The sequence below is a fragment of the Streptomyces seoulensis genome, assembly GCF_004328625.1.
GTDB classification, from domain to species: domain Bacteria; phylum Actinomycetota; class Actinomycetes; order Streptomycetales; family Streptomycetaceae; genus Streptomyces; species Streptomyces seoulensis.
Genome location: NZ_CP032229.1, coordinates 363,432 through 384,975, shown reverse-complemented (window position 1 = coordinate 384,975; position 21,544 = coordinate 363,432). Strand labels below are relative to the sequence as shown.

Annotated in this window: 22 protein-coding genes; 9 read left to right on the top strand and 13 right to left on the bottom strand. The window is 72.1% G+C overall.

Features of this window, described 5'->3' with window-relative positions; translation table 11 throughout:
• Window positions 1-58: 58 nt before the first annotated feature.
• Window positions 59-793 carry an isocitrate lyase/PEP mutase family protein gene (locus D0Z67_RS01785; RefSeq protein ID WP_031180444.1) on the top strand — a complete coding sequence of 245 codons (735 nt, stop codon included), beginning with the start codon at window positions 59-61 and terminating at the stop codon, window positions 791-793.
• A gap of 58 nt (window positions 794-851) precedes the next feature.
• On the opposite strand, the gene metK is transcribed toward D0Z67_RS01785, so the two are convergent.
• The 5 genes from metK to D0Z67_RS01760 form a co-directional block, all read right to left on the bottom strand.
• On the bottom strand, window positions 852-2,039 hold the full coding sequence (metK, locus tag D0Z67_RS01780) for a methionine adenosyltransferase (protein ID WP_031180445.1): 1,188 nt from the start codon (window positions 2,037-2,039) through the stop codon (window positions 852-854).
• Between the two features lie 69 nt (window positions 2,040-2,108).
• The gene (locus tag D0Z67_RS01775; RefSeq protein ID WP_031180446.1) at window positions 2,109-3,080 is read right to left on the bottom strand and encodes an aldo/keto reductase; all 972 of its coding nucleotides are present in this window, start codon (window positions 3,078-3,080) and stop codon (window positions 2,109-2,111) included.
• Between the two features lie 37 nt (window positions 3,081-3,117).
• The gene (locus D0Z67_RS01770; protein ID WP_031180447.1) at window positions 3,118-3,972 is read right to left on the bottom strand and encodes an SDR family oxidoreductase; all 855 of its coding nucleotides are present in this window, start codon (window positions 3,970-3,972) and stop codon (window positions 3,118-3,120) included.
• Between the two features lie 28 nt (window positions 3,973-4,000).
• Window positions 4,001-5,062 carry a ParB/RepB/Spo0J family partition protein gene (locus D0Z67_RS01765; protein ID WP_223179108.1) on the bottom strand — a complete coding sequence of 354 codons (1,062 nt, stop codon included), beginning with the start codon at window positions 5,060-5,062 and terminating at the stop codon, window positions 4,001-4,003.
• A 531-nt stretch (window positions 5,063-5,593) separates the two neighbouring features.
• Window positions 5,594-5,959 (bottom strand): YybH family protein, encoded by a 366-nt coding sequence (locus D0Z67_RS01760; protein ID WP_031180449.1) that lies wholly within the window; start codon window positions 5,957-5,959, stop codon window positions 5,594-5,596.
• Window positions 5,960-6,062: 103 nt separating this feature from the next.
• Here D0Z67_RS01760 and D0Z67_RS01755 point away from each other — a divergent pair, with 103 nt between their 5' ends.
• The gene (locus D0Z67_RS01755; protein WP_031180450.1) at window positions 6,063-6,974 is read left to right on the top strand and encodes a LysR family transcriptional regulator; all 912 of its coding nucleotides are present in this window, start codon (window positions 6,063-6,065) and stop codon (window positions 6,972-6,974) included.
• An 88-nt stretch (window positions 6,975-7,062) separates the two neighbouring features.
• Here the strand turns inward: D0Z67_RS01755 and D0Z67_RS01750 are convergent, their stop codons facing one another.
• The 8 genes from D0Z67_RS01750 to D0Z67_RS01715 all read right to left on the bottom strand — a co-directional run bounded on the left by D0Z67_RS01750 (window position 7,063) and on the right by D0Z67_RS01715 (window position 14,422).
• A complete protein-coding gene (locus D0Z67_RS01750) occupies window positions 7,063-8,631 on the bottom strand; it encodes an MFS transporter (RefSeq protein ID WP_107059538.1) in 1,569 nt (522 codons plus the stop codon).
• A complete protein-coding gene (locus D0Z67_RS01745; RefSeq protein ID WP_234312676.1) occupies window positions 8,628-10,091 on the bottom strand; it encodes an FAD-binding oxidoreductase in 1,464 nt (487 codons plus the stop codon). Before D0Z67_RS01745 ends, D0Z67_RS01750 begins: the two co-directional genes overlap by 4 nt.
• Before the next feature lie 131 nt (window positions 10,092-10,222).
• Window positions 10,223-10,822 (bottom strand): 4'-phosphopantetheinyl transferase superfamily protein, encoded by a 600-nt coding sequence (locus D0Z67_RS01740; RefSeq protein WP_131589608.1) that lies wholly within the window; start codon window positions 10,820-10,822, stop codon window positions 10,223-10,225.
• Window positions 10,815-11,666: an alpha/beta fold hydrolase gene (locus D0Z67_RS01735; protein ID WP_051887549.1), complete on the bottom strand. Its 852-nt coding sequence runs from the start codon at window positions 11,664-11,666 to the stop codon at window positions 10,815-10,817. The genes D0Z67_RS01740 and D0Z67_RS01735 overlap by 8 nt, the downstream gene beginning before the upstream one ends.
• A 34-nt stretch (window positions 11,667-11,700) precedes the next feature.
• A complete protein-coding gene (locus tag D0Z67_RS01730) occupies window positions 11,701-12,540 on the bottom strand; it encodes a class-II aminoacyl-tRNA synthetase family protein (protein WP_031180455.1) in 840 nt (279 codons plus the stop codon).
• A complete protein-coding gene (locus D0Z67_RS01725; protein WP_051887550.1) occupies window positions 12,540-12,788 on the bottom strand; it encodes a hypothetical protein in 249 nt (82 codons plus the stop codon). Before D0Z67_RS01725 ends, D0Z67_RS01730 begins: the two co-directional genes overlap by 1 nt.
• A complete protein-coding gene (locus D0Z67_RS01720) occupies window positions 12,785-13,663 on the bottom strand; it encodes a diiron oxygenase (protein ID WP_031180457.1) in 879 nt (292 codons plus the stop codon). Before D0Z67_RS01720 ends, D0Z67_RS01725 begins: the two co-directional genes overlap by 4 nt.
• Before the next feature lie 48 nt (window positions 13,664-13,711).
• Window positions 13,712-14,422, bottom strand: coding sequence for a class I SAM-dependent methyltransferase (locus D0Z67_RS01715; RefSeq protein WP_031180458.1), 711 nt, complete (start codon window positions 14,420-14,422; stop codon window positions 13,712-13,714).
• A 380-nt stretch (window positions 14,423-14,802) separates the two neighbouring features.
• Here D0Z67_RS01715 and D0Z67_RS01710 point away from each other — a divergent pair, with 380 nt between their 5' ends.
• The 7 genes from D0Z67_RS01710 (at window position 14,803) to D0Z67_RS01680 (ending at window position 21,539) form a co-directional block, all read left to right on the top strand.
• Window positions 14,803-15,999: an acyl-CoA dehydrogenase family protein gene (locus tag D0Z67_RS01710; protein ID WP_199812156.1), complete on the top strand. Its 1,197-nt coding sequence runs from the start codon at window positions 14,803-14,805 to the stop codon at window positions 15,997-15,999.
• A 112-nt stretch (window positions 16,000-16,111) separates the two neighbouring features.
• The gene (locus tag D0Z67_RS01705; protein WP_031180460.1) at window positions 16,112-16,573 is read left to right on the top strand and encodes a PhzA/PhzB family protein; all 462 of its coding nucleotides are present in this window, start codon (window positions 16,112-16,114) and stop codon (window positions 16,571-16,573) included.
• A gap of 50 nt (window positions 16,574-16,623) precedes the next feature.
• On the top strand, window positions 16,624-17,805 hold the full coding sequence (locus D0Z67_RS01700; protein ID WP_031180461.1) for a 3-deoxy-7-phosphoheptulonate synthase: 1,182 nt from the start codon (window positions 16,624-16,626) through the stop codon (window positions 17,803-17,805).
• 56 nt (window positions 17,806-17,861) lie between these two features.
• Window positions 17,862-18,485, top strand: coding sequence for an isochorismatase family protein (locus D0Z67_RS01695; protein WP_031180462.1), 624 nt, complete (start codon window positions 17,862-17,864; stop codon window positions 18,483-18,485).
• On the top strand, window positions 18,482-20,383 hold the full coding sequence (locus D0Z67_RS01690; RefSeq protein WP_031180463.1) for an anthranilate synthase family protein: 1,902 nt from the start codon (window positions 18,482-18,484) through the stop codon (window positions 20,381-20,383). The genes D0Z67_RS01695 and D0Z67_RS01690 overlap by 4 nt, the downstream gene beginning before the upstream one ends.
• On the top strand, window positions 20,380-20,706 hold the full coding sequence (locus tag D0Z67_RS01685) for a hypothetical protein (RefSeq protein ID WP_051887552.1): 327 nt from the start codon (window positions 20,380-20,382) through the stop codon (window positions 20,704-20,706). The genes D0Z67_RS01690 and D0Z67_RS01685 overlap by 4 nt, the downstream gene beginning before the upstream one ends.
• Window positions 20,706-21,539, top strand: coding sequence for a PhzF family phenazine biosynthesis protein (locus D0Z67_RS01680; RefSeq protein WP_031180465.1), 834 nt, complete (start codon window positions 20,706-20,708; stop codon window positions 21,537-21,539). Before D0Z67_RS01685 ends, D0Z67_RS01680 begins: the two co-directional genes overlap by 1 nt.
• Window positions 21,540-21,544 lie beyond the last annotated feature (5 nt).

The following is a 21,544-nucleotide window of genomic DNA, read 5'->3' as shown; positions in this document are numbered from 1 at the left end:
CTCGGTTGCCTACGCTGGCGGCTGCCCGTTCGTGGTGACCGTCTTCAGGAGGCGACCTGTGTCCAGTCGTACCCGGACCGAGGAGTTCCGTGCGCTGCATCGGCGGCCCGGACCCGGTGATCCGCTGGTGATCCCCAATGTGTGGGACGCGGTCAGCGCCCGGGTGTTCGCGGACGCCGGGCACCCGGTGCTGGCCACCTCCAGCGCCGCTGTCGCCGCCGTGCTCGGGTACGACGACGGGGGAGCCGCCCCGGCGGACGAGGTGTTCGAGGCGCTGGCCCGGATCATCCGCGCCGTCGACGTCCCGGTGACCGTCGACATCGAGGACGGCTACGGGCTCGCCCCGGCCCGGATCGTGGAGCGGCTGCTCGCCGTGGGCGCGGTCGGCTGCAATCTGGAGGACACCGACCACGGCTCCGGCAAGCTCAAGGACGCCCACGAACACGCCGACTGGCTGGGGAAGTTCGTGGCGGCCGCCGAGGGCCGGGTGGTGCTCAACGCCCGCGTGGACACGTTCCTGCACGGCGCGAGCGACGCGGAGGAGGCGATCGGCCGGGGCCGCCTGTACGCCGAGGCGGGGGCGGACGTGATCTATCCGATCCTGGCCCCGGCCGAGCTGCTGCCCGAGCTGTCCGGGGCCGTCCCGGCCCCGCTGAACGCCCTGTACCTGCCGAACGGGCCGGCCCCGGCGGAGCTGGGCCGGCTGGGCGCCGCCCGCGTCACCTTCGGCGGCGGCCTGCACCAGCGTGCCGAGGCCGCCCTCACGGAGATCGCCCGCACCCTGCCCGCCTGAATCCCGGCACAGCAGTGCGCCCCGCCCAAGTCCTGGGCGGGGCGCAGCTGTTGGAGCTCTAAAGTCCCGCCACCGCTCGCAGTGCCTCCGCGCGGTCCGTGCGCTCCCAGGTGAAGTCCGGCAGCTCGCGGCCGAAATGCCCGTACGCCGCCGTCCGGGCGTAGATGGGCCGCAGCAGGTCGAGGTCGCGGATGATGGCCGCCGGGCGCAGGTCGAAGACCTCGTCGATGGCCTTGCCGATCACGTCGACGCCGACCCGGTGGGTGCCGAACGTCTCGATGAACAGGCCCACCGGCTCGGCCCGCCCGATGGCGTACGCGACCTGCACCTCGCAGCGCCCGGCGAGACCGGCGGCCACGACGTTCTTGGCCACCCAGCGCATCGCGTACGCGGCGCTGCGGTCCACCTTGGACGGGTCCTTGCCCGAGAAGGCGCCGCCCCCGTGGCGGGCCATGCCGCCGTAGGTGTCGATGATGATCTTCCGGCCGGTCAGCCCGGCGTCGCCCATCGGGCCGCCGATGTGGAAGCGCCCGGTGGGATTCACCAGCAACCGGCAGCCGTCGGTGTCGAGTTCGATCCCCTCCTCCGCCAGTCGCCCCAGCTCCACGTCGACCACGTTGCGGCGCACCTCGGGCACCAGCAGGTCCTCCAGCGAGACGTCCGCCGCGTGCTGCGCGGACACGACCACCGTGTCCAGCCGGACCGCCCGGTCCCCGTCGTACTCCACGGTGACCTGGGTCTTCCCGTCGGGCCTGAGGTACGGCATGTTCCCGGAGCGGCGCACCTCGGTGAGCCGCTGGGCCAGCCGGTGCGCGAGCCGGATCGGGAGCGGCAACAGCTCCGGGGTCTCGTCGGTCGCGTACCCGAACATCAGGCCCTGGTCACCGGCGCCCTGGGCGGCCAGCAGATCCTCGCTGTCCGCGTCGACACCGCGCGCGATGTCGGGGGATTGGGCGCCGATGGAGACGGACACTCCGCAGGAGGCACCGTCGAAGCCCTTCGCGGAGGCGTCGTAGCCGATGTCGAGCACGGCCTCGCGGACCAGGGCGGGCACGTCGGCCCAGGCCCGGGTGGTGACCTCGCCGGCCACATGCACCTGGCCGGTGGTGATCAGGGTCTCCACGGCGACGCGCGAGCGCGGGTCACGCGCCAGCAGCGCGTCGAGGACCGTGTCGCTGATCCGGTCGGCCATCTTGTCGGGATGGCCCTCGGTGACGGACTCCGAAGTGAACAGACGGCGGGGCATGACACTCCTCGGGTTGCAGCGGCTGCTGACGGTGCGGGGTGGCCGGGGCGCGTGGGCCCCGGCCGGGTGTCACCAGGCGTACGCCTCGGGCGCGGGCCGGTGACCGGGGAAGATCTCGTCGAGCCGGGCCAGCGCCTTCGGCTCCAGCTCGACGTCGAGCGCGGCGAGCGCGCTGTGCAACTGGGCCAGGGTGCGCGGGCCGACGACGGGCGCGGTGACGGCCGGGTTGGCGAGCAGCCAGGCCAGCGCGACATGCCCCGGCTCCTGGCCCAGCTCGGCGGCGAGGTCCTCGTACTCCTGGATCTGCGGGCGGCGGGTCGCCAGCGCGGCGGCGGCCCGCGCGACCGTGCGCCGCACGCCCCGGCGTTCGTCCCGCAGCACCCCGGCGAGCAGCCCGCTGTGCAGCGGGGACCAGGGGAGCAGGCCGATGCCGTAGCGCCGGGCGGCCGGGATCACCTCCAGCTCGACGGTGCGCTCCAGGAGGTTGTAGTGGGACTGCTCGCTCACCAGTCCGGGCAGGTGCCGGGCGCGCGCGCTCTCCTGGGCCTCGGCCAGGTGCCAGCCGGCGAAGTTGCTGGAGCCGACGTAGACGATCTTGCCCTGGGTGACCAGGACGTCCATGGCCTGCCAGATCTCGTCCCACGGGGTCGACCGGTCGACGTGGTGCATCTGGTACAGGTCGATGTGGTCGGTGCGCAGCCGCCGCAGGCTGGCCTCGACCGCCCGGCGGATGTGCAGCGCGGACAGCCCGCCCTCGTTGGGCCAGTCGCCCATGTCCGAGTACACCTTGGTGGCCAGCACCGTCCGCTCCCGGCGGCCCCCGCCCCGCGCGAGCCAGCTGCCGATCACCGTCTCGGTCAGGCCGGGGTGCTCGGGCCAGCCGTACAGGTCGGCGGTGTCCACGAAGTTGACGCCCGCGTCCAGGGCGGCGTCCAGGATGCGGTGGGCCTCGGCCTCCTCGGTGTGCACCCCGAAGTTCATGGTGCCGAGACAGAGCCGGGACACGCGCAGACCGCTGCGGCCGAGCTGGGTGTACTCCATGACGTCCTTTCGGGGCCGGATCGGGGAAACGGCGGGGTCAGCGGAAGTCGTCCGCGTGATCGGCGGCCCAGCGGGCGAAGGTGCGCGCGGGCCGGCCGGTGAGGTCCTCCACCGCCGAGGTGACCGGCAGGGCGGTGGCCGGGTCGGCCTCGGTCTGGGACCACTCGTTCAGCAGGTCCGCGACGATTCCCGGCCGCAGGAAGCGCTCCGCCTGGGACCGCCACGCCTCCGGGTCCGTCCGCTCCACCCGCAGCGGCCGTCCGCTCGCCTCCGCGATCGCGGCGACCTGCTCCGCCTGCGAGACGGGCGCGGGCCCGGTGACCGTGTACCACCGCCCGTGGTGGCCGTCCGTGCGCAGCGCGGCCGCGGCGGCCGCGGCGAGGTCGGCCTCGTGGACCACCGGGCAGACGGCGTCCGGATGGGGCAGCCGTACCACCCCGTCCGCCCGCGCGCCCGGCGCCCACCACAGCGCGTTGGTGGCGAAGGGCGCCGGCCGGAGCACCGTCCACCGCTCGGGGCCGTTCTCCGCGAGCGCCGCCTCGGCCGCCCGGTACCTCGGATAGACCCAGGAGGCCCGGTCCCGCCCGGTGTGCCCCGCGGCCCAGGCCCCGGTGAACAGCACCACCTTCGCCACGCCCGCGCGTTTCGCCGTCGCCGCGAATGCCGGAATGGCGTCGAGAACCGGGAAGAGGAATACGGAATTCACCCCGTCGAGCGCCGGAAAAAGGCTTTCCGGTTCACTCAGGTCACCCTGTACGACACTCACCCCGGAAGGGACGTCCGCCTTTTGTGGACTGCGGGTCAGTACACGTACCTCTTCGCCCTCTGCCAGCAGTTCCCGTAATACATGGCGGCCCGTCTTGCCGGTGGCCCCGGTCACCAGAATTGTCATGCGGAGAGCATAGGGAGAAGCGCTGGATTCAGGCGATGGTGTTCACCGCCCCCCTCCCGTCGACCGCTCTGGCCCGCTCCTCCAGCTGCTGGGCCGCGTCCCGCCAGGAGGCCGCGCATTCCCGGGCCGCGGCCGCGACCTTGGCCGCGCAGTGCGGCGGAATCCGGTCCACCAGTTCCTCCCAGCGCCGGTTCGCCAGTGCGTGGGTGTCCAGCAGTCGCAGCAGGAACCGGCCGTGCTCGGTGAGCCGTATCGACGGGTCCCGCTTGAGCAGCAGCAACGTCTCCGCCAGCGCGAACGCGGTCACACCGCCCTGGTCGGGATTCCGGGCCGCGGGCGCCGGGGCGGCCGGCCGGTGCACCGGGCCGCCGGACGGGCGCGCGCCGAGGGTCGGACTCGCGCCCTTCTGGACGCGTTCGCGCACGTCACGGGCGGTCGCCAGGGACAGTCCGCTCTCCCGGGCGATCTCCCGCAGGGTGGCCTGCGGATGGGTCCGGGCGTATTCACCCGCCAGCCGGCGCCGCTCGGAGTTGTCCACCGGGCGCGACCGGCCGTCCCGGCCGATCCGGGCGTTCAACTGAGGAATCGCGTCACCCGAACGACGCCGGATCGAGCCCACCGTCTTCGGCGAGAGACCGGTGGCGGACGCGATCATCCGGTCCGACCAGTCCGGGTGCGAGCGGATGATGCGCAGCGCGGCCGCGTTGCGGTCGGCGCGGGTCAGCGGCAGCCCGTGGTGGGCGTTGCGCTCCACCGCCAGCAGGAACGCGTCCTTGGCGGTGCCGTCGAAGTACTGCACGTCGATATGGGTCTGCCCGTTGAGCCGGGCGGCCCGCAGTCGATGGACGCCGTCGATGACGCGGCGCGTGGCGCGGTGCACGATGATCGGTGGCAGCGGCGAGACGCACTGCGCGAGGTGCCGGACGTGTTCCTCGTTCTCCCCGGATATACGGGGGGAGTCTTCGGTCGAGAGCGACTCGATGGGCGCACGTGTCACCGGCAGGCTGTCCGCCTGCGCGTTCCACATTTCCGCCGACTCACAGATCACCGGGGCGGCGAGGTGAATACCTCTGGTTTCCGTCACAGCCATTCTCAATCTCCTGTTCATATGTCCGTACGGGGGCATGAAGATGTGAGATTGACGCGCGTGGCCACAGACCGGTCGACCGGTTCGGGGCGCCCGGGAAGGTGCCTGGAGAAACCGGTGACGGTGTTACAGGGCGGTCAGCTGCCGTGCGCGAATACCCGGCCGTAACAACAGACCGGGGATACACGAGAGCCCGGCCGCCGGTGATGCGCCGCGCTCAGGGGGCGGCGTGGACCGAGTGGGCCGGGCTGGAAGGGGCGGCTCCGGAAAAGGACCCGCCGCGCCGGAAAACGGCGCCGAGTATCGCGTATCACTGTGAAGAGCCTCCCCCGTTTGGCTCTGGACCTGCTGCCGTGCACCATATCCGGTGCCGGTGAATCGTCAACGCGCGATCAGGAAAATCACCTGGACGGGAACCGGTGCCTCGTGGGAGACAACAGGTTTTTCGGCCGGGCGTTCCGTGTCGCGCACCGGGCGCCAGCCGTGTGGTGGCCGGTGGCGCCCAGGCGAGGATGGCCAGAAAACGACAGGCCGTCAGCTCGTCGGCGGGCGGAACTCCGGCTGGTCGATGATGCGCAGCCAGCTGCCGTCCGCCTGGCGCTTGACCACCTGCGCGCGGGCACCCGAACCGTCCTTGGGCGGCGTGGAGGTGAGCGCGATGTCACCGAACACCAGCGTGGGCAGGGGCTCCTCGGGCTCGAAGTGCGGCCCGTTGGACAGCACCTTCTCCCAGAGCTGGCGGATCGCCTCCCGGCCCACCGTGGTGCTGCCGGGCGGGTAGGCCATCACGGCCTCCTCGTCGTACAGCGCGGCGAGGCCGGCGGCGTCACCGGCGTTGGCGCGCTCCACGAAGAGACGGGTGAGGTCTTCCGGCTTCAGGGCCTTCTCGTTCTCGGACACAATCATCCTTTCCTGCGGTCCGGGTACCAACGGTGGCAATTTTCCGTCATTGGCCGAGAACAAGTCCAATCAATCATCCGGATCGGCGTTATAATTTGGAGTTATGGAGATCAGGCAGCTCAGGTACTTCATCGCCGTGGCCCAGGAAGCCAATTTCACCAGGGCCGCGGAGCTGGTGCATATCAGCCAGCCTGGGATCAGTGCCCAGATCCGCCAGCTGGAGAACGACCTCGGGGCCACCCTGATCGACCGCTCCGGCCGCAGTGTGCAGCTCACGGCCGTCGGCGAGGTGGTGCTCGCGCACGCCAAGTCCGTGCTGTCCTCCATGGACTCGCTGCGGCAGGCCGTGGACGAGATGAACGGCCTGGTCCGGGGCAAGCTGGTCGTCGGCATGGTCACCGCCTGCACCGTCCAGCCCCTCTTCGACGCGCTGTCCGGCTTCCATCTCGCCCACCCCGGCGTCGAGATCAGCCTGCTCGAGGACGATTCCGCCAAGCTGGTCGAGTACGTCCGCGAGGGCACTGTCGACCTGGCGCTGATCGGCGCCGCCCATCGCGCGCCGGAGGACCTGGACGGCTGGCAGGTGATCAGCGAGCCGATCGTCGCCGCCGTGCCGCACGAGCATCCGCTGGCCGAGAAGGACGGGGTCACCCTCGCCGAACTGAGCGCCTTCCCACTCGTCTGCCTCCCCGAGGGCACCGGTATCCGGGCCACGCTGGACGAGGCGTCCGCCGCGCTCGGTCTCACGCCCACCATCGCCCTCCAGGCGAGCGCGCCCGGCGCGGTGATGCACCTGGCCGAACGGGGCCTCGGGGTCGCGGTGCTCTCCGAGTCGATGACCGCCCATCAGAAGGGGCTCAAGACCGTCGCCATCACCGACGTCGACGTCCCCGCGGTGCTGGCCCTGATCTCCGCGCCCACCAAGAGCCCCGCCCTGCGCGAGCTGCTGCTGCACTGCCGGCAGTCCTTCGGGGAGCCGGCCACCACGCAGGTCGCCTCGATGAGCGGCGCCTGACCCGACCACACGAAAGCGGGCCCGTCGGCGATCCGACGGGCCCGCTTTCGTGTTCGCGAGTCGGAGAACGCGAGGGAGAGAAGAGGGCTCAGCTCTCCGCCGCCACCGGCGACTGACCGGGAGCGTCCTTCGCCTCGGGCTTCGGCGCCTGGGCCGCCTGGAAGTCGGCGGGCCGGATCAGCACCAGCGCCAGCACACCGCCGAGCAGGGCCAGGCCGGCCGACACGGCGAGCAGGGTGTTGAGGCCGTCCACGAAGCCGGTCGTGGCGATGTGCTGCACCTTCTCCCCGTACTGCTCGGGCACCAGCCGCACCGCCTCGCCGGTCTCGCCGCCCCGGGTCAGCGCGGCCAACTGGTCGCTGCGGCCCGCCAGTTCCGGCACCCCGCGCAGTCCGTCGCGGAACCGGTCGCTGATGACCCCGGCGAAGGTCGAGCCGAGCACCGCGACACCCGCGCTCACACCGAGCTGCCGGAAGGTGCCGTTCACGCCCGACGCCATCCCGGAGCGGGAGAAGTCGACGACGCCCACGGCGGTGGAGGCCAGCGGCGGGTTCACCAGACCGGCGCCGACACCGCCCAGCACCAGACCGGGGATGAAGTGCTCCCAGCCGCTGGACTCGGTGATTCCGCTCATCAGCAGCAGCGCGGCACCGACCAGCAGCAGCCCGACGCCGATCATGTAGCGGGGCTGCACCTTGGCGCTGAGCCGCCCGGCGATCAGGGAGGCGACCAGCATCGACAGCGAGGCGGTGAGCAGGCGCAGACCGGTCTCCAGCGAGGAGTAGTTCAGCGCCTCCTGGAAGTAGATCGCCAGGAACAGGAACATCGCGAACAGCGAGCCGTTCATGGCGAACGCGGCGATGGAACCGCCGACGAAGGTGGGGATGCGGAACAGCCGCAGATCGAACATCGGCTGCTCGGACTTCGCCTCCACCAGCAGGAACGCGAGCAGCAGCGCCGCGCCCACCACGAGACCGGTCACCGCGCGGCCGTCGCTCCACTCGGTCTCACCGGCGCGGATCAGACCGTAGACCAGGGTGGCGAGACCGCCGGTGAGCAGGACGAAACCGGGGTAGTCCAGCTTGCGGGCGAAGGGCGACTTCGACTCGTCCACGCGCAGCGCGATGATCAGGGCCACGATGACCCCGATCGGCACGTTGACCAGGAAGATGCCCCGCCAGCTGATGCCGCTGGAGATCAGGCCGCCGGCCACCGGGCCGATGGCGGAGGCGAGGCCGGTGACCATGCCCCACACACCGAACGCCATTCCGCGTTCCTTGCCCTGGAAGCTGCCCGCGAGCAGGGCCAGACCGGTGGCGAACATGACCGAGCCGCCCACGCCCTGGAGCACCCGGGACATGATCAGCATCAGCGGCGACTGGGCCACACCGCACAGCAGCGAGGCGACCGTGAACAGGGCCACGCCGATCGCGTAGAGGCGCTTGCGGCCGAACCGGTCGGCCAGCGTGCCGCTCGTCAGCAGGAAGGAGGCCAGCGCCAGCGCGTAGCCGTCGATCACCCACTGGAGGTCGGCGAAGCTGGCGTTCAGATCGCGCTGCACATCGGGCATGACGACGTACACGATGGTGGTGTCCAGCAGGAGCATGAACGTCCCGCCGCACACCCCCAACAGGGTCCACCATTTCTTTTCCATCATCGTTCCTTCTGCTGTCCTGAGCGGTCGGCCGCGGCCCGTCGGCGGGGGCCGGGGGAGGGGTTCGGCGGGATGTTGTGGTTCAGCCGGAAGAGGTTTCCGGGGTCGTGGGCGGCCTTGATCCGGCCGAGGCGCGCGTAGTCGCCGGGTTCGTACGCCCGGCGCACCTGGTCCGGGCTGGCGGCGGCGCCGTAGAGGAAGTTCAGGTTGCGGCCCGTGGTCAGCGGGGACAGGGCGTCGGTGAGCCGGGTGTGCGCGGCGCGGACGGCGTCGGCGGTGTCGTCGGTGACCCGGTCGAGCACCGCGAGCAGATAGCGGGCCGAGCGGTGGCCGACCGAGTTCGGCACGCGCGGCGCGCGGGCCAGGGCCCCGCCCAGGTGGCGCACCTCGACGATGCTGGTGATCGGCGCGTCGGGCCCGGACAGCTCCAGCACGGTACGCACCGCGCCCGCGTCCAGCCCGCTGAGCATCGCGTTGGTCCCGACGTACGCGGCCGGAGCCACCGGGTCGTTGTGGATCGACCCGGACTCGGTGTACGGCAGCTCGCGCACCGAGTCCGCCAGCCGCGGCCCGAGCGCCCGCAGCGGGGCGACCAGCCGCTCCCCGTACGCCGGGTCACCGAGGTAGGAGATCCGGACATGCACCACGTACCGCCCGCGCAGCGGCGGGGGCAGGGTCGGGGCGTCGGGGAGCGGGACCAGGGCGAGGGAGGAGGTCATCTCCTCGGGAACCGTCTCCGTCCAGCGCAGGTAGGCGTCGAGGACGTCCTCGGCCGAGGCGCCGTCGAAGAAAAGGCCGCCGCCGTAGAGCCGGTTCACCGGGACCAGGTCCACTTCGAGGCCGGTGACCAGGCCGAAGTTGTCGCGGCCGCCGCGCAGCGCCCAGAACAGGTCGGGGTCGCTGTCGGCGGTGACCGCGCGGGGCCGGCCGTCGGCGGTGACGCACTCCACGCGCCGGACGTGGTCCGCCGCGTAGCCGAACTTCCGTGCCAGCAGGCCGATTCCGCCGCCCAGGGTGTAGCCGACCGCGCCCACGTCCGGGGCGCTGCCGCTGAGCGGGGCCAGCCCGTGCGGCGCGGCCGCCTCGACGACCTGCTTCCACCGCACGCCCGCGCCCACGAAGGCGGTACGGGCGGCCGGGTCGACGCGCACCTCGGTCATCCGCCGGGTGCTGACGAGGACGCCCGTGCCGGCGGGCAGCGCGGGGGCGTGCCCGGTGGCCTGCACGCCCACCGGGAGGTCGCGCGCGGCGGCGAACTCCACCGCGAGCTGGACGTCCTTGGGCTCGGTGGCGCCGACGACGAGCGCCGGGCGGTGCGGACGGTGGGTCTGGTAGCGGGCGCGTTCCTCGTCGTAGCCGTCCTGGCCCTCGGTGAACAGCGGGCCGCCGACGCGCCCGGCCAGTTGCCGGGCGGCCGCGCCCAGGTCCTCGCGCGCGGTGGACGGTTCGGGGCGAGTGGGCACGGGCCGTTCCTTTCGTCGAGGGACGACAGTGCCGCTGACGGGGGTCGCTGCGGCACTGCCGTCCCAGTCATGGTCCCGACGATGCGATCAGAAGTCCAAGACCTAGTTTTTCTGGGATACCGAACTTTTGGTTATGGATCAGCGGTGACGGCCACGGCCAGCGCGAACGCCGGTGCCGTCAGCTCCCCGACCAGTGCGTACCGGTCGCCGGCCCGCGCCCACAGCCGCCCCTCGCGCAGGCCGAGCCGCACCCGCCAGAAGAGTCCGCCATGGGCGTCCACGCACTCCGAGAGCGCCTTGAAGGCGGCCTCCTTCGCGGCGAACAGCCGCCGCAGGCCCGGCGGGTCGCCGTCAGGCCACAGTTCGGCCCGCTCCCGCTCGTCCAGCAGGAACCGGTGCAGCCTCAGGTCCGGGCAGCGCGGCTCCAGGTCCACGCCCACGCCACGGGCGCCGGGCGCGACCGCGGCCACCGCCAGCGCGGTGCTGTGGGTCACCGAGGCCGGGAACCCCGCCGGACACACCGGCGCCCCGCTGTACGCGCGGCCCACCGTCGTCATCGGGCTGCCCGCCCGCCGCAGCGCCGCGCCCACCGCGTCCCGGCCGGCCCGGTGCTGCGCCGCGCCGGTGCCCGGCGGGGCGACCGGGACGCTCGCCAGCACCACCCGCCGGACACGGCCGGGGCCCCCGAGCAGCCATGCGCTCGGGAGCCCCGGAAGCGGTGTCTCAGTCACCCGTCCCGGCGACCCGCTCGATGAACGACTCCACCTCCCGCTGGAACCACTCGGGCTCCTCCAGGAAGGCCAGATGCCCGCCGTCCGGCACGGTGACGGTGACGGCGTCCGGGAACAGCCCCACCATCTCCCGTACCGCGTCCGTGGACAGCGAGAAGTCGTCCCCGCCGACGAACAGCAGGGTCGGAGCGGCCACCTTGGTCATGATCTGCGGGTCCAGCGGTGCCTTCACCGACACCGCGAGCCCGGCGCGCAGCGAGTCCACGGTGTGGATGCCGAGGAAGTTCTGCTTGCGGCCCATGAAACCGATGGGCCCCGCCTCCTCCACCGCCCGGTCGCCGGAGACGAGCGGGTACAACTGCTCGTACAGCACGCCGAGTCCGGAGGTCTCCAGCGTCTTCAGCCAGGACTTGGTGATCCGGCGCAGCCGCTGCGGGCCGTGCGGGCTCATCGCCGGGCCCGCCAGGATCAGCCCCTGCACCCGGTCCGGGTGGGCCACCGCGAAGTCCCGGCAGATCAGCGTCGAGAACGACGTGCCCACCACGATGGCCTTCTCCAGACCCAGCCCGTCGAACAGGGCCTTCAGGTCGCTGATGTGGTCCTCCCACACCGGCTCCCCGGGGTGCGGGCTGGAGTCGCCCTGGCCGCGCAGGTCGTAGGAGGTGATCCGGGCCCTGGTGGCCAGCTTCGCGGTGTAGGACCGCCAGGACTTGCGGTCCATGAAGAAGTTGTTGACGAGGACGATGTCGGGACCGGACCCGCGTCGCTCGTACGCTATCCGGATGTCGTCGCTCACCTGGATCTCGCCGGTCTCCAGGGCGTCGTCGACGGTCGTGTCGGTCATCGGCTCACTTTCGGCACAGGAGGGCGGGCGGGGCTCAGACGGCTTCGAGGACCGCCTCGGCGGCGGACCGGGCGTCACCGAACCTGGTGGTCAGCGCGTGCACCCACCGCTCCAGGCCGAAGGCCAGGCAACTGGTGGAGGCGGGCGCGCCGTCGGGCAGGGAGATCGCGCAGCGCTCCCCGAAGAAGTTGCGGTGGTAGTTGACCGACCCGATGGCCAGGCCGTCCACCACGAACTCCTCCTTCACCGGGAAGAGGCGCTGCATCGTCGCCCGGGAGCCGGTGCGGTCGAAGAACGGGTCGGTGGCGACCTCGGTGGTCATCTTCAGGCCCAGCCGGCCGGCCAGGCCCAGCACCTGCTCCTTGGCGCGCTTCAGGTGCTCGGTGGCGCCCTCGGGCGAGCCGACGAACACGATCTCGCGCATGCTGAAGCCGAGCAGCCGGCGCAGGCCCTCGTAGTGCGTCTCGTTGCGGAAACAGGTGGCGACCGTGGTGAACCGGTTCTCCGTCGCCGGAAGCGCCCGGTCCTTCAGGTCGAAGTAGACCGAGTAACACGCGGCCGAGGGCAGGGCCAGGGCCGCGTCGTTGAGGACGGACGCCGGCAGCTCCGCCAGCGGGCTCGCGGCACCGGCGCGCAGCTCCCCGAGCCGGGCCGGGTCGGCCGCGACGGCGGCCAGACCCAGGTGCGGGAAGTTCTCGTAGTAGTCGATGGACTCCAGGTCCGCCGGCCGCAGCAGGAACGGGTAGCGCCGTTCCTGGGCCTCCCACTCGTGCGCCCAGGACAGCACCAGGGAGTCGAAGGCCCGCAGCAGCCGCAGCTCGTCCGGGCCGAGGACGCCGAGGCCGTTGTCCGTCGTCCCCGTGGCGGTGCCCATCAGTGGGCCGCCGCGCCGTGCAGGAAGCGCTTGTCGATGGCGCGCAGGGTGCGGAAGTCCTCGACGTCGATCTCCTCGGGGTCGATGGTCTCCCCGCTCAGCTCCTCCAGCAGGTAGAGGAACTCGACGAAGGCCAGCGAGTCCACCGCGCGGCGGTCGATCAGGTCGTCGTCCAGGTTCAGCTCGCCCACCTCGGGGTTGCGCTGGTGGATGAAGGTGAGGATCTTGGTCAGCTTGTCGTCGCTCATGCCGATGCTCCCTGGACCTGAAGGCCGTTGCGGGCGAGGAACTTGCGGGTACGGTTGAGGATCGCGGTGTGCGCGGCGTGCCGGGCCGGGTGCTCCAGCAGTCGGCGGCGCAGTTCGAGGGGCTGGTCGAGCCCGGCGTCGCGGTACACGGCGGGGTTGTACAGGCTGCGGACGCTGTACTCGAGGTACGTCTCCAGGTAGTTGGCCAGCACCGGGATGTCCTCCGGGCGGGTCTCCTTGACCTGGTCCAGCAGCTGGGTGAACAGGTGCCGCCCGAAGGCGACATGGCGGCTCTCGTCCTGGTGATGGACCCGGTTGATCTCCTGCGCGATGGGCGGCAGCGAATCGTCCGTCGCCATCCGCGCGTTGAAGTAGTCGACCAGCTCCTCGAAGATCAGGATGCGGGCGAAGATGACCAGTTCGGTCGCCGCGTCGCCCACCCCCTCGATCCGGCCCGGACCGACCTGCGGCACCGCCGGGTACACCTTCCCGCCGTACTTCAGGCAGAAGGTCCCGAAGAACCACATGTGCTCGTTCTCCTCACCGATGAAGTGGTGGAGGAACTCCGAGGCGTCGGCGTAGGTCTTGGTGTGGATGCGGAGCACGACCTCGCTGAGCAGCTCGCGGATGCCGTGCACGTTGAGGCTGAAGAAGTTCACCGCCTCGAACCGGGTCAGGGCGAGCTGCTGCTCCCGCGTCAGCTTCCCCCACTCCTCGGTGCCGGCGAGCGTGACCAGGTCCTCGCTCATCCACGGCCGGTCGGTGCCGAGGGACTCGGGCCAGTCGAAGATCGTGTACGGGTTGTAGTAGTCGGACTCCGCCATCGCTTCCAGCCGGGCCAGGTCCAGCTTCACGGGTTTGACGGTCGTCGGCATCGGCAGACCTTCTTTCGGGGAACGTTGCTCTGCGGCGACGCGCGCGGGTCAGGCGCGCTCGGCCAGGACGGACCAGACCGGGAGCTGGGTGCGCCCCGCCTCGTCGATCTCCACCTGGACGCCGGTCTTCTCCAGGAAGGTGCGGGTGGCCTCGGCCACGCCCCAGTAGACGGACCGGGTCAGCTCGGTCACCGTCCAGCCGGCCCCGGTCAGCACCTCGCGCACCGTCTCCTCGGAGACGGACAGCGGCTCGGGCATCCCGCCGGGGACCGCCGCGAAGCACAGCATGTCCAGCCAGGCACCGGGCCGGGCGGCCCGGCCGAGCGCGGCGGCGTACCGGCGGCGCCCGTCCGCGTCGAGCGTGTGGAACAGCGCGCTGTCCAGGACGGTGTCGAAGCGGCCCTCGTAGCCGGCCAGGCTGGTGGCGTCGGCGACCGCGAACTCGATGTCCGCGCCGCCCTCCTGCTTCGCCGCCCGCTCCCTGGCCCGCTCGATCGCCGTGGAGGCCGCGTCGACGGCGGTGACCCGGTAGCCGCGCGCGGCCAGGAACACCGCGTTGTCACCCAGACCACAGCCCGCGTCCAGCACCTCGCCGCGAATTCGTCCGCGGCGCTCGAATTCAAGCACACCGGGCTGCGGTTCACCGATGTCCCAGGGGACCCGGGTGATCCCGGCGTCACCCAGCAGTTCACCTCCGCGATATACGGCGTTGAAGTCCGCGGTCCCGTAATCGTAGGACTTCTGGGCGCTATTGCTCATGCCAGTCTCCTGAGGAATAGATCCGGCGTCCGGCCCTGTCGAACCAAAGGGATTACCACAGCAGGAGACGCCCGCGTAAGGCGCGCCGACACGCTCCGGCGCCCGTTCAACCGAGGAGATTCCACGGTTGAACGCCCGCTCCCTGGTGGCCGGGTGGATGGAAAGAGCGTATTCCGCTTTTCCCGCCGGCGGGTGCCCGGGAGCGACCGTCAAGCGGAAGGGAAAGTTTCGTATCCGGCGCGGCGAATTCAACGGGGGTGGCTGTGCCGAACGGGCCCACGTACGATGCCGTGGCGGCCGGAGGAATCGGACCGCCAATCGTCCGGAGCGCCATCCGCACCGGGGCTCTCTGCGTCCCGAAAATCCGGAAGGAAAAGAAATTGCGCGGTTCAGGAAATGACCTCGACGCGGGCGCCGCGGAGCTGATGAACCAGGCCGCCGGCCTCCGTGAGGAACTCTGGAAACGCGCCGCCGACAGCGACCGCGACCGGCGGCTGCCCGACGAGGTCATGGCCCGCGTCACCGGCGCCGGACTGACCCGGCTGCTCGTCCCGGAGAGCAACGGCGGCCACGAGACCTCGGTACGCACCCTGCTGGAGGTCTGTACCGAGCTGGGCCGCGGCTGCGTCTCGACGGCCTGGGTCACCGGTGTCCTCAACGTCGGCAACTTCGTCGTCTCCCTCTTCCCCGAGCGCACCCGCGCCGAGGTCTGGGACGACGACCCCGACGCCCGTACCGCCCTCATCCTCGGCGCCCCCGTGCGCACCGTGGAACCGGCGGACGGCGGGGTCCGGGTCAGCGGTGAATGGCCCTACGCCTCCGGCTCGTTGCACGCGGAGTGGATCGGCGGACTGCTCCTCGCCGACACCGGCACCGGACTCCAGCCGCACTTCGCGCTGATGCCGGCCGCCGACATCACCGTCCGCGACACCTGGCACTTCGTCGGGATGCGCGGCACCGGCAGCAACACGGTCGTCGCCGAGAAGGTGTTCGTGCCCGCGCACCGGCTGCTGCCCTACAAGCCCCTGATCGACGGCGAGACCGACGGCCTGGTGCCGGACGGCCGCCGCTACCGGAACAGCCTCACCGGCGTCTTCATGGTCGGCCTGATCGGCTCGCTGCTCGGCGGCGCCGACACCGCCCTGCGCCACGCCCTGGAACACGCCGGGACCCGGCGCGTCGCCGGGACCACCTTCGCCAGCCAGGCCGAGTCGCCCACCGCCCGGCTCGCCCTGGCGGCCGCCGCCACCCGGCTGGACACCGCCCGGCTGCACGCCCGCCGCCTCGCCGACAGCGTGGACGAACACGCACGGGCGGGCGAGAACCCCGACCTGCTCACCCGGGCCCGCGCCCGCATGGACGCCACCCATGTCGTCCAGCAGTGCCGTCAGGCCGTCGACGACATCGTCACCCTCTACGGCTCCTCCGCCCTGGACGAGTCCAACCCCCTCCAGCGGCTGTGGCGCGACGTCCACACCGGCAGCCGGCACGCCGGCTTCGGCATGGGCGTGCCCGAGCAGGTCTACGGCAGCGCCCTCGTCGGCCAGGACCCGCGCACGGTCAGCATGCTGGTCTGACGGCCCGTACGGCCCCGCGAACTCCCCTTCGTTCCGATGTGCTCCAGGCCCGCCGCCCCCTCCGGCGCGGCAGCGGCCCTTCGCCTCCCAGTGACGGAAAGCGAGACCAGACATGTCCGACGAGCACGAGATCCGCGAACAGAACCGCGCCATCGTCGAGCGGTACATGAACACCCGAGGCCAGGACCGGCTGGAACGGCACCTGCTGTTCACCGAGGACGGCACCGGCGGCCTGTGGACCACCGAGACCGGCGAGCCCATCGTCATCAACGGCCGCGACCGGCTCGGCGAGCACGCCGTCTGGTCGCTCAAGTGCTTCCCCGACTGGGCCTGGATCAACGTCGAGATCTTTGACACCCAGGACCCCGACCGGTTCTGGGTGGAGTGCGACGGCGAGGGCCAGATCCTCTTCCCCGGCTACGAGCCCGGCCTCTACCGCAACCACTTCCTGCACTCCTTCACCTTCGAGAACGGGAAGATCAAGCAGCAGCGCGAGTTCATGAACCCCTGCCAGCAGTTCCGGGCCCTCGGTATCGACGTCCCCGCGGTCCGCCGCGACGGAATCCCCACCTGACGCCGGCCGGCCGGCTCCCGGTCCCCGCCCCGACCCCGCAAGAGGAAGCCGTGCGCCCCTCCCTCCAGTCCCTCCAGGACCTCCACGCGTCACTCGCCCTGCAGCAGCCCCAGTGGGACGACGCCCGCCCGGTCGAGCGGGTGCGCGCCACCCTCCGCACCTGTCCACCCCTGGTCACCGCCGACGCCGCCGAAGGGCTGCGCCGGCTGCTCGCCGACGTCGCCGCCGGACGGGCCCTGCTGCTCCAGGCGGGGGACTGCGCCGAGGACCCGGCCGAGTCCACCCCCCGGCACGTACGCCGCAAGACCGACCTGCTCGACCACCTCGCGGAGACGGCCGGCGCGGTCACCGGCAAGCCCGTGCTGCGCGTCGGCCGGATCGCCGGACAGTTCGCCAAGCCCCGCTCCAAGCCCGTGGAGCAGGTCGGCGGCACCACCCTGCCCGTCTTCCGCGGCCACATGGTCAACGCGCCCGAGGCCGACCCGGTCAGCCGCCGCGCCGACCCCGAGCGCATCCTCACCTGCCACCGGGCCGCCCAGGAGATCGTCCGCGAACTGGCCGACATCAACGCCGGCCGGCCGCCCGCCGAACAGGTGTGGACCAGCCACGAGGCCCTGCTGCTCGACTACGAACTGCCCATGCTGCGCCAGGACGGGACCCGCCCCTACCTCGGCTCCACGCATCTGCCGTGGATCGGGGAACGCACCCGCCAGCCCGACGGCGCCCATGTGCGGCTGCTCGCCGAGGTGCTGAACCCGGTCGCCTGCAAGATCGGCTCCGGCACCACCACCGACGACGTCACCGCCCTGGCCGCCCGGCTCGACCCGCACCGCGAACCCGGCCGGCTCGTGCTGGTCGCCCGCATGGGCACCGACTTCGTGGCCAGCAGGCTCCCCCCGCTGGTGGAGGCCGTACGGGCCGCCGGGCACCCGGCGATCTGGCTGTGCGACCCCATGCACGGCAACACCATCACCAGCCCCGCCGGGCACAAGACCCGCCTGGTGGACGCGATGCTCGCCGAGGTCGGGGGCTTCGGCACCGCCCTGGCCGAGAGCGGCGGCGTCAACGGCGGCCTCCACCTGGAGACCACCCCGGACGACGTCACCGAGTGCGCCGCCGACGTCTCCCAGCTCGGCAGCGTGGGAGACCGGCACACCACGTTCTGCGACCCCCGGCTCAACCCCGACCAGGCGCTGCGCATGGTCACCGGCTGGGCGCACACCCTGCGCTGAGCCTTTGCCGTGCCCCGGCAGGCCCGTATCCCTCCCGCCCCGAAAGGAGCCGACTGGTGGTCGGCATACCCCGTATCGCGCCCTACGCCCTGCCGGCGGCGGACAGCCTCCCGGCGAACACGGTCCACTGGACGCCGGACCCGCAGCGGGCCACGCTGCTGATCCACGACATGCAGCACTTCTTCCTGCGTTCCGTCCCCGACCCGCTGCGCTCCGAACTCATCGACAACGCGGCCCAGTTGCGCAAACGCGCCGCGAGCCTCGCGGTTCCGGTCGCCTACACCGCGCAGCCGGGCCGCATGACCGACGAGGACCGGGGACTGCTCAAGGACTTCTGGGGACCGGGCATGCGCACCACCCCCGAGGACCGCGAGGTCGTCCCCGAACTCGCCCCCGACCCCGGCGACTGGCTGCTCACCAAGTACCGCTACAGCGCCTTCCACCGCTCCGGCCTGCTGCGCCGGCTGCGCGCCGCCGGCCGCGACCAGCTCGTGATCTGCGGGGTCTACGCCCAGATCGGCGTGCTGGCCACGGCCATCGAGGCGTACACCAACGACATCCAGGTCTTCCTCGCCGCCGACGCCGTCGCCGACTTCACCGCCGAGCGGCACCGCCTCACCCTGGACTACGTGGCCGAGCACTGCGGGGTGGTCCTGCCCAGCGCGGAGGTGTTCCGGTGAGCCCGCCCAGCGACCTCCTGGACCGCCTGCTCGCCGCACCCGGCGACCACGACTTCGCCCTGCTGCACCGGCCCGAGAGCGGTACCCCGGGCACCGTCGACGTCCTGCTGGGCGACGTCACCCACCCCGCCACGCTCGCCGGACTGCCGCTGCCGGAGAGCACCCCGGGCTCCGGCCACGAGGTCCTCGTCCTGGTGCCCTACCGCCAGCTCGCCGAACGGGACTTCGCCGCCCCCGACGACGGCTCGCCTCTGATCGCGCTCACCGTCACCGAGCAGGCCCAACTGCCCCTCGGCAGGGTGCTGGAGCGGCTGCCCGACACCCCGGTCGGCATGAGCGGCCACCGCTTCGACCTCTCCGACGACGAGTACGCCGAGAAGGTCCGGCAGGTCGTCGCCGACGAGATCGGCACCGGCGAGGGCGCCAACTTCGTGCTGCGCCGCACCCTCCTCGCCGACCTCGACGGCTACACCCCGCACACCGCGCTGGCCGTCTTCCGCCGGCTGACCGCGGTCGAGCACAGCGCCTACTGGACCTTCGTCATCCACGTCGGCGGGCGGGCCTTCGTCGGCGCCACCCCGGAACGGCACATCTCGGTACGGGACGGCCACGCCGTGATGAACCCCATCAGCGGCACCTACCGCTACCCGCCCGGCGGCGCCGACCTGGCCGGACTCACCGCGTTCCTTCAGGACCGCAAGGAGACCGACGAGCTGTACATGGTGCTGGACGAGGAACTGAAGATGATGTCCCGAGTCTGCGACCCCGGCGTCCGGGTCACCGGACCCCGGCTGAAGGAGATGGCCCGGCTCGCCCACACCGAGTACTTCATCGAGGGCCGCACCCGCCGCGACCTGCGCGACATCCTCCGCGAGACGCTGTTCGCGCCCACCGTCACCGGCAGCCCGGTGGAGAGCGCGGCCCGTGTCATCCAGCGCCACGAACCCCAGGGGCGCGGCTACTACAGCGGGGTCGCCGCGCTGATCAGCCGCGAACCCGGCGGCGGGCGCTCGCTGGACTCCGCCATCCTGATCCGCACCGCCGACATCGCCGCCGACGGCAAGCTGCGGCTGGCCGTCGGCGCCACCCTCGTACGCCACTCCTCGCCGCGCGCGGAGGCCGCCGAGACCCGGGCCAAGGCGGCCGGGCTGCTGCACGCCCTGGGCGGCGCGGCCGGCCCGGACGTGCCCCCGGTGTCGGCGGCGCGCTTCGGGGACCGGCCCGAGGTGCAGGAGGCGCTGCGCGGCCGGAACGCCGACATCGCCGACTTCTGGCTCGCTGCCACGCCCCCCGGCGCCCTCCGGGTGCCCGAGCTGAAGGGGCAGAAGATCCTGGTGGTGGACGCCGAGGACGCGTTCACCGCGATGATCGTCCAGCAGCTCGAAGCACTCGGGCCCACCGCCGAGGTGCTGCGCTACGACCGGCTCCAGGGCCGCCTCGACGGGTTCGACGCGGTCGTGATGGGCCCCGGCCCCGGCGACCCGCAGGACACCGCCGACCCGAAGATCGCCGCGCTGGACGCGGCCGTGGCCCAACTCCTGCGCGACCGCCTGCCGTTCCTCGCGGTCTGCCTCAGCCACCAGGTGCTCAGCCGGCGCCTCGGCCTCCCGCTGATCCGGCGCGCGGAACCCAACCAGGGGCTGCAACGGGCCATCGACCTGTTCGGGCAGCGGGAACGCGTCGGCTACTACAACACGTTCGCCGCCGTCAGCCCCGCCGACCACCACCATGTGCCCGGCACCGGAGAGGTCGCGGTCAGCCGGGACCCGGAGACCGGCGAGGTCGACGCGCTGCGCGGGCCGCACTTCGCCTCCTTCCAGTTCCACGCCGAGTCCGTGCTCACCGTCGACGGACCCCGGCTGCTCGGGGACGCGCTGCGGGGGGTGCTCGCCCGATGAGGCTGGAGATCGCCTGGTGGGACCTGGACGACTCGCCGCAGAGCATCCGCACCCTCAACGCGCATCTGTCGGAGGGGGTGACCGGCGACTGGGCCGAGGTGCCCGGCCTGAAGGTGAAGTACTGGGTCGCGGACCCGGCGCACAACCGCTGGGGCGCGGTCATGGTGTGGGAGACCGACCGGCCCGCCGGCCACCCGTTGCCGCCCAACCGCGCCGCCGACCTGATCGGCCGCCCCCCGGACCACCGCATGGGCTTCGCCGTCGAGGCCCTCGCCGACCCCGCCGCCCTCCCGGTTCCCCAGGTCACCAAGGAGACCCGCTGATGCACGAGTACCTGCTCGTGGACGCCTTCTCCCGCAAACCGCTGTACGGCAACCCGGTCGCCGTCTTCCTGGACGCCGGCGACCTCTCGGCCGAGACGATGCAGCGGATCGCGCGGGAGATGAACCTCTCCGAGACCACCTTCGTCCACCCCGCCCGCGACGGCGGCGACGCGCGCATCCGCATCTTCACCCCGGTCAACGAACTGCCTTTCGCCGGGCACCCGTTGCTCGGCACCGCGGTCGCGCTCGGCGAAGTGCTCAAGCGGGACCGGCTGAGGCTGGAGACCGCCATGGGCACCATCCCCGTCGAACTCGCCGACGACGACGGCGCGGTGACCGTCCGCATGCGGCAGCCGCACCCCGTCTGGGAACCGTACGAGCACGCGGGGGAGTTGCTGGAGGCACTCGGCGTCACCAGGACCGTCGCCCCGGTGGAGATCTACCGCAACGGCCCCCGGCACGTCTTCGTCGGCCTGGAGAGCGTCGCCGCGCTCTCCGCGCTCACCCCGGACCACCGCGCCCTCACCCGCTTCCCCGACATGGCGGCCAACTGCTTCGCCGGGGAGGGCTCGCACTGGCGGACCCGGATGTTCTCCCCGGCCTACGGCGTCGTCGAGGACGCGGCGACCGGATCGGCGGCGGGCCCCCTCGCCATCCACCTCGCCCGGCACGGCCTCGCCCGCTACGGACAGCCGCTGGAGATCCTCCAGGGTGTGGAGATGGGCCGCCCCTCGCTGATGCTCGCCACCGCCGAGGGCACCGGGGAGCACATCACCTCCGTCCAGGTCGGCGGCCACGGCGTCCCGGTGGGGCGCGGAACCCTCTACGTCTAGGCCGG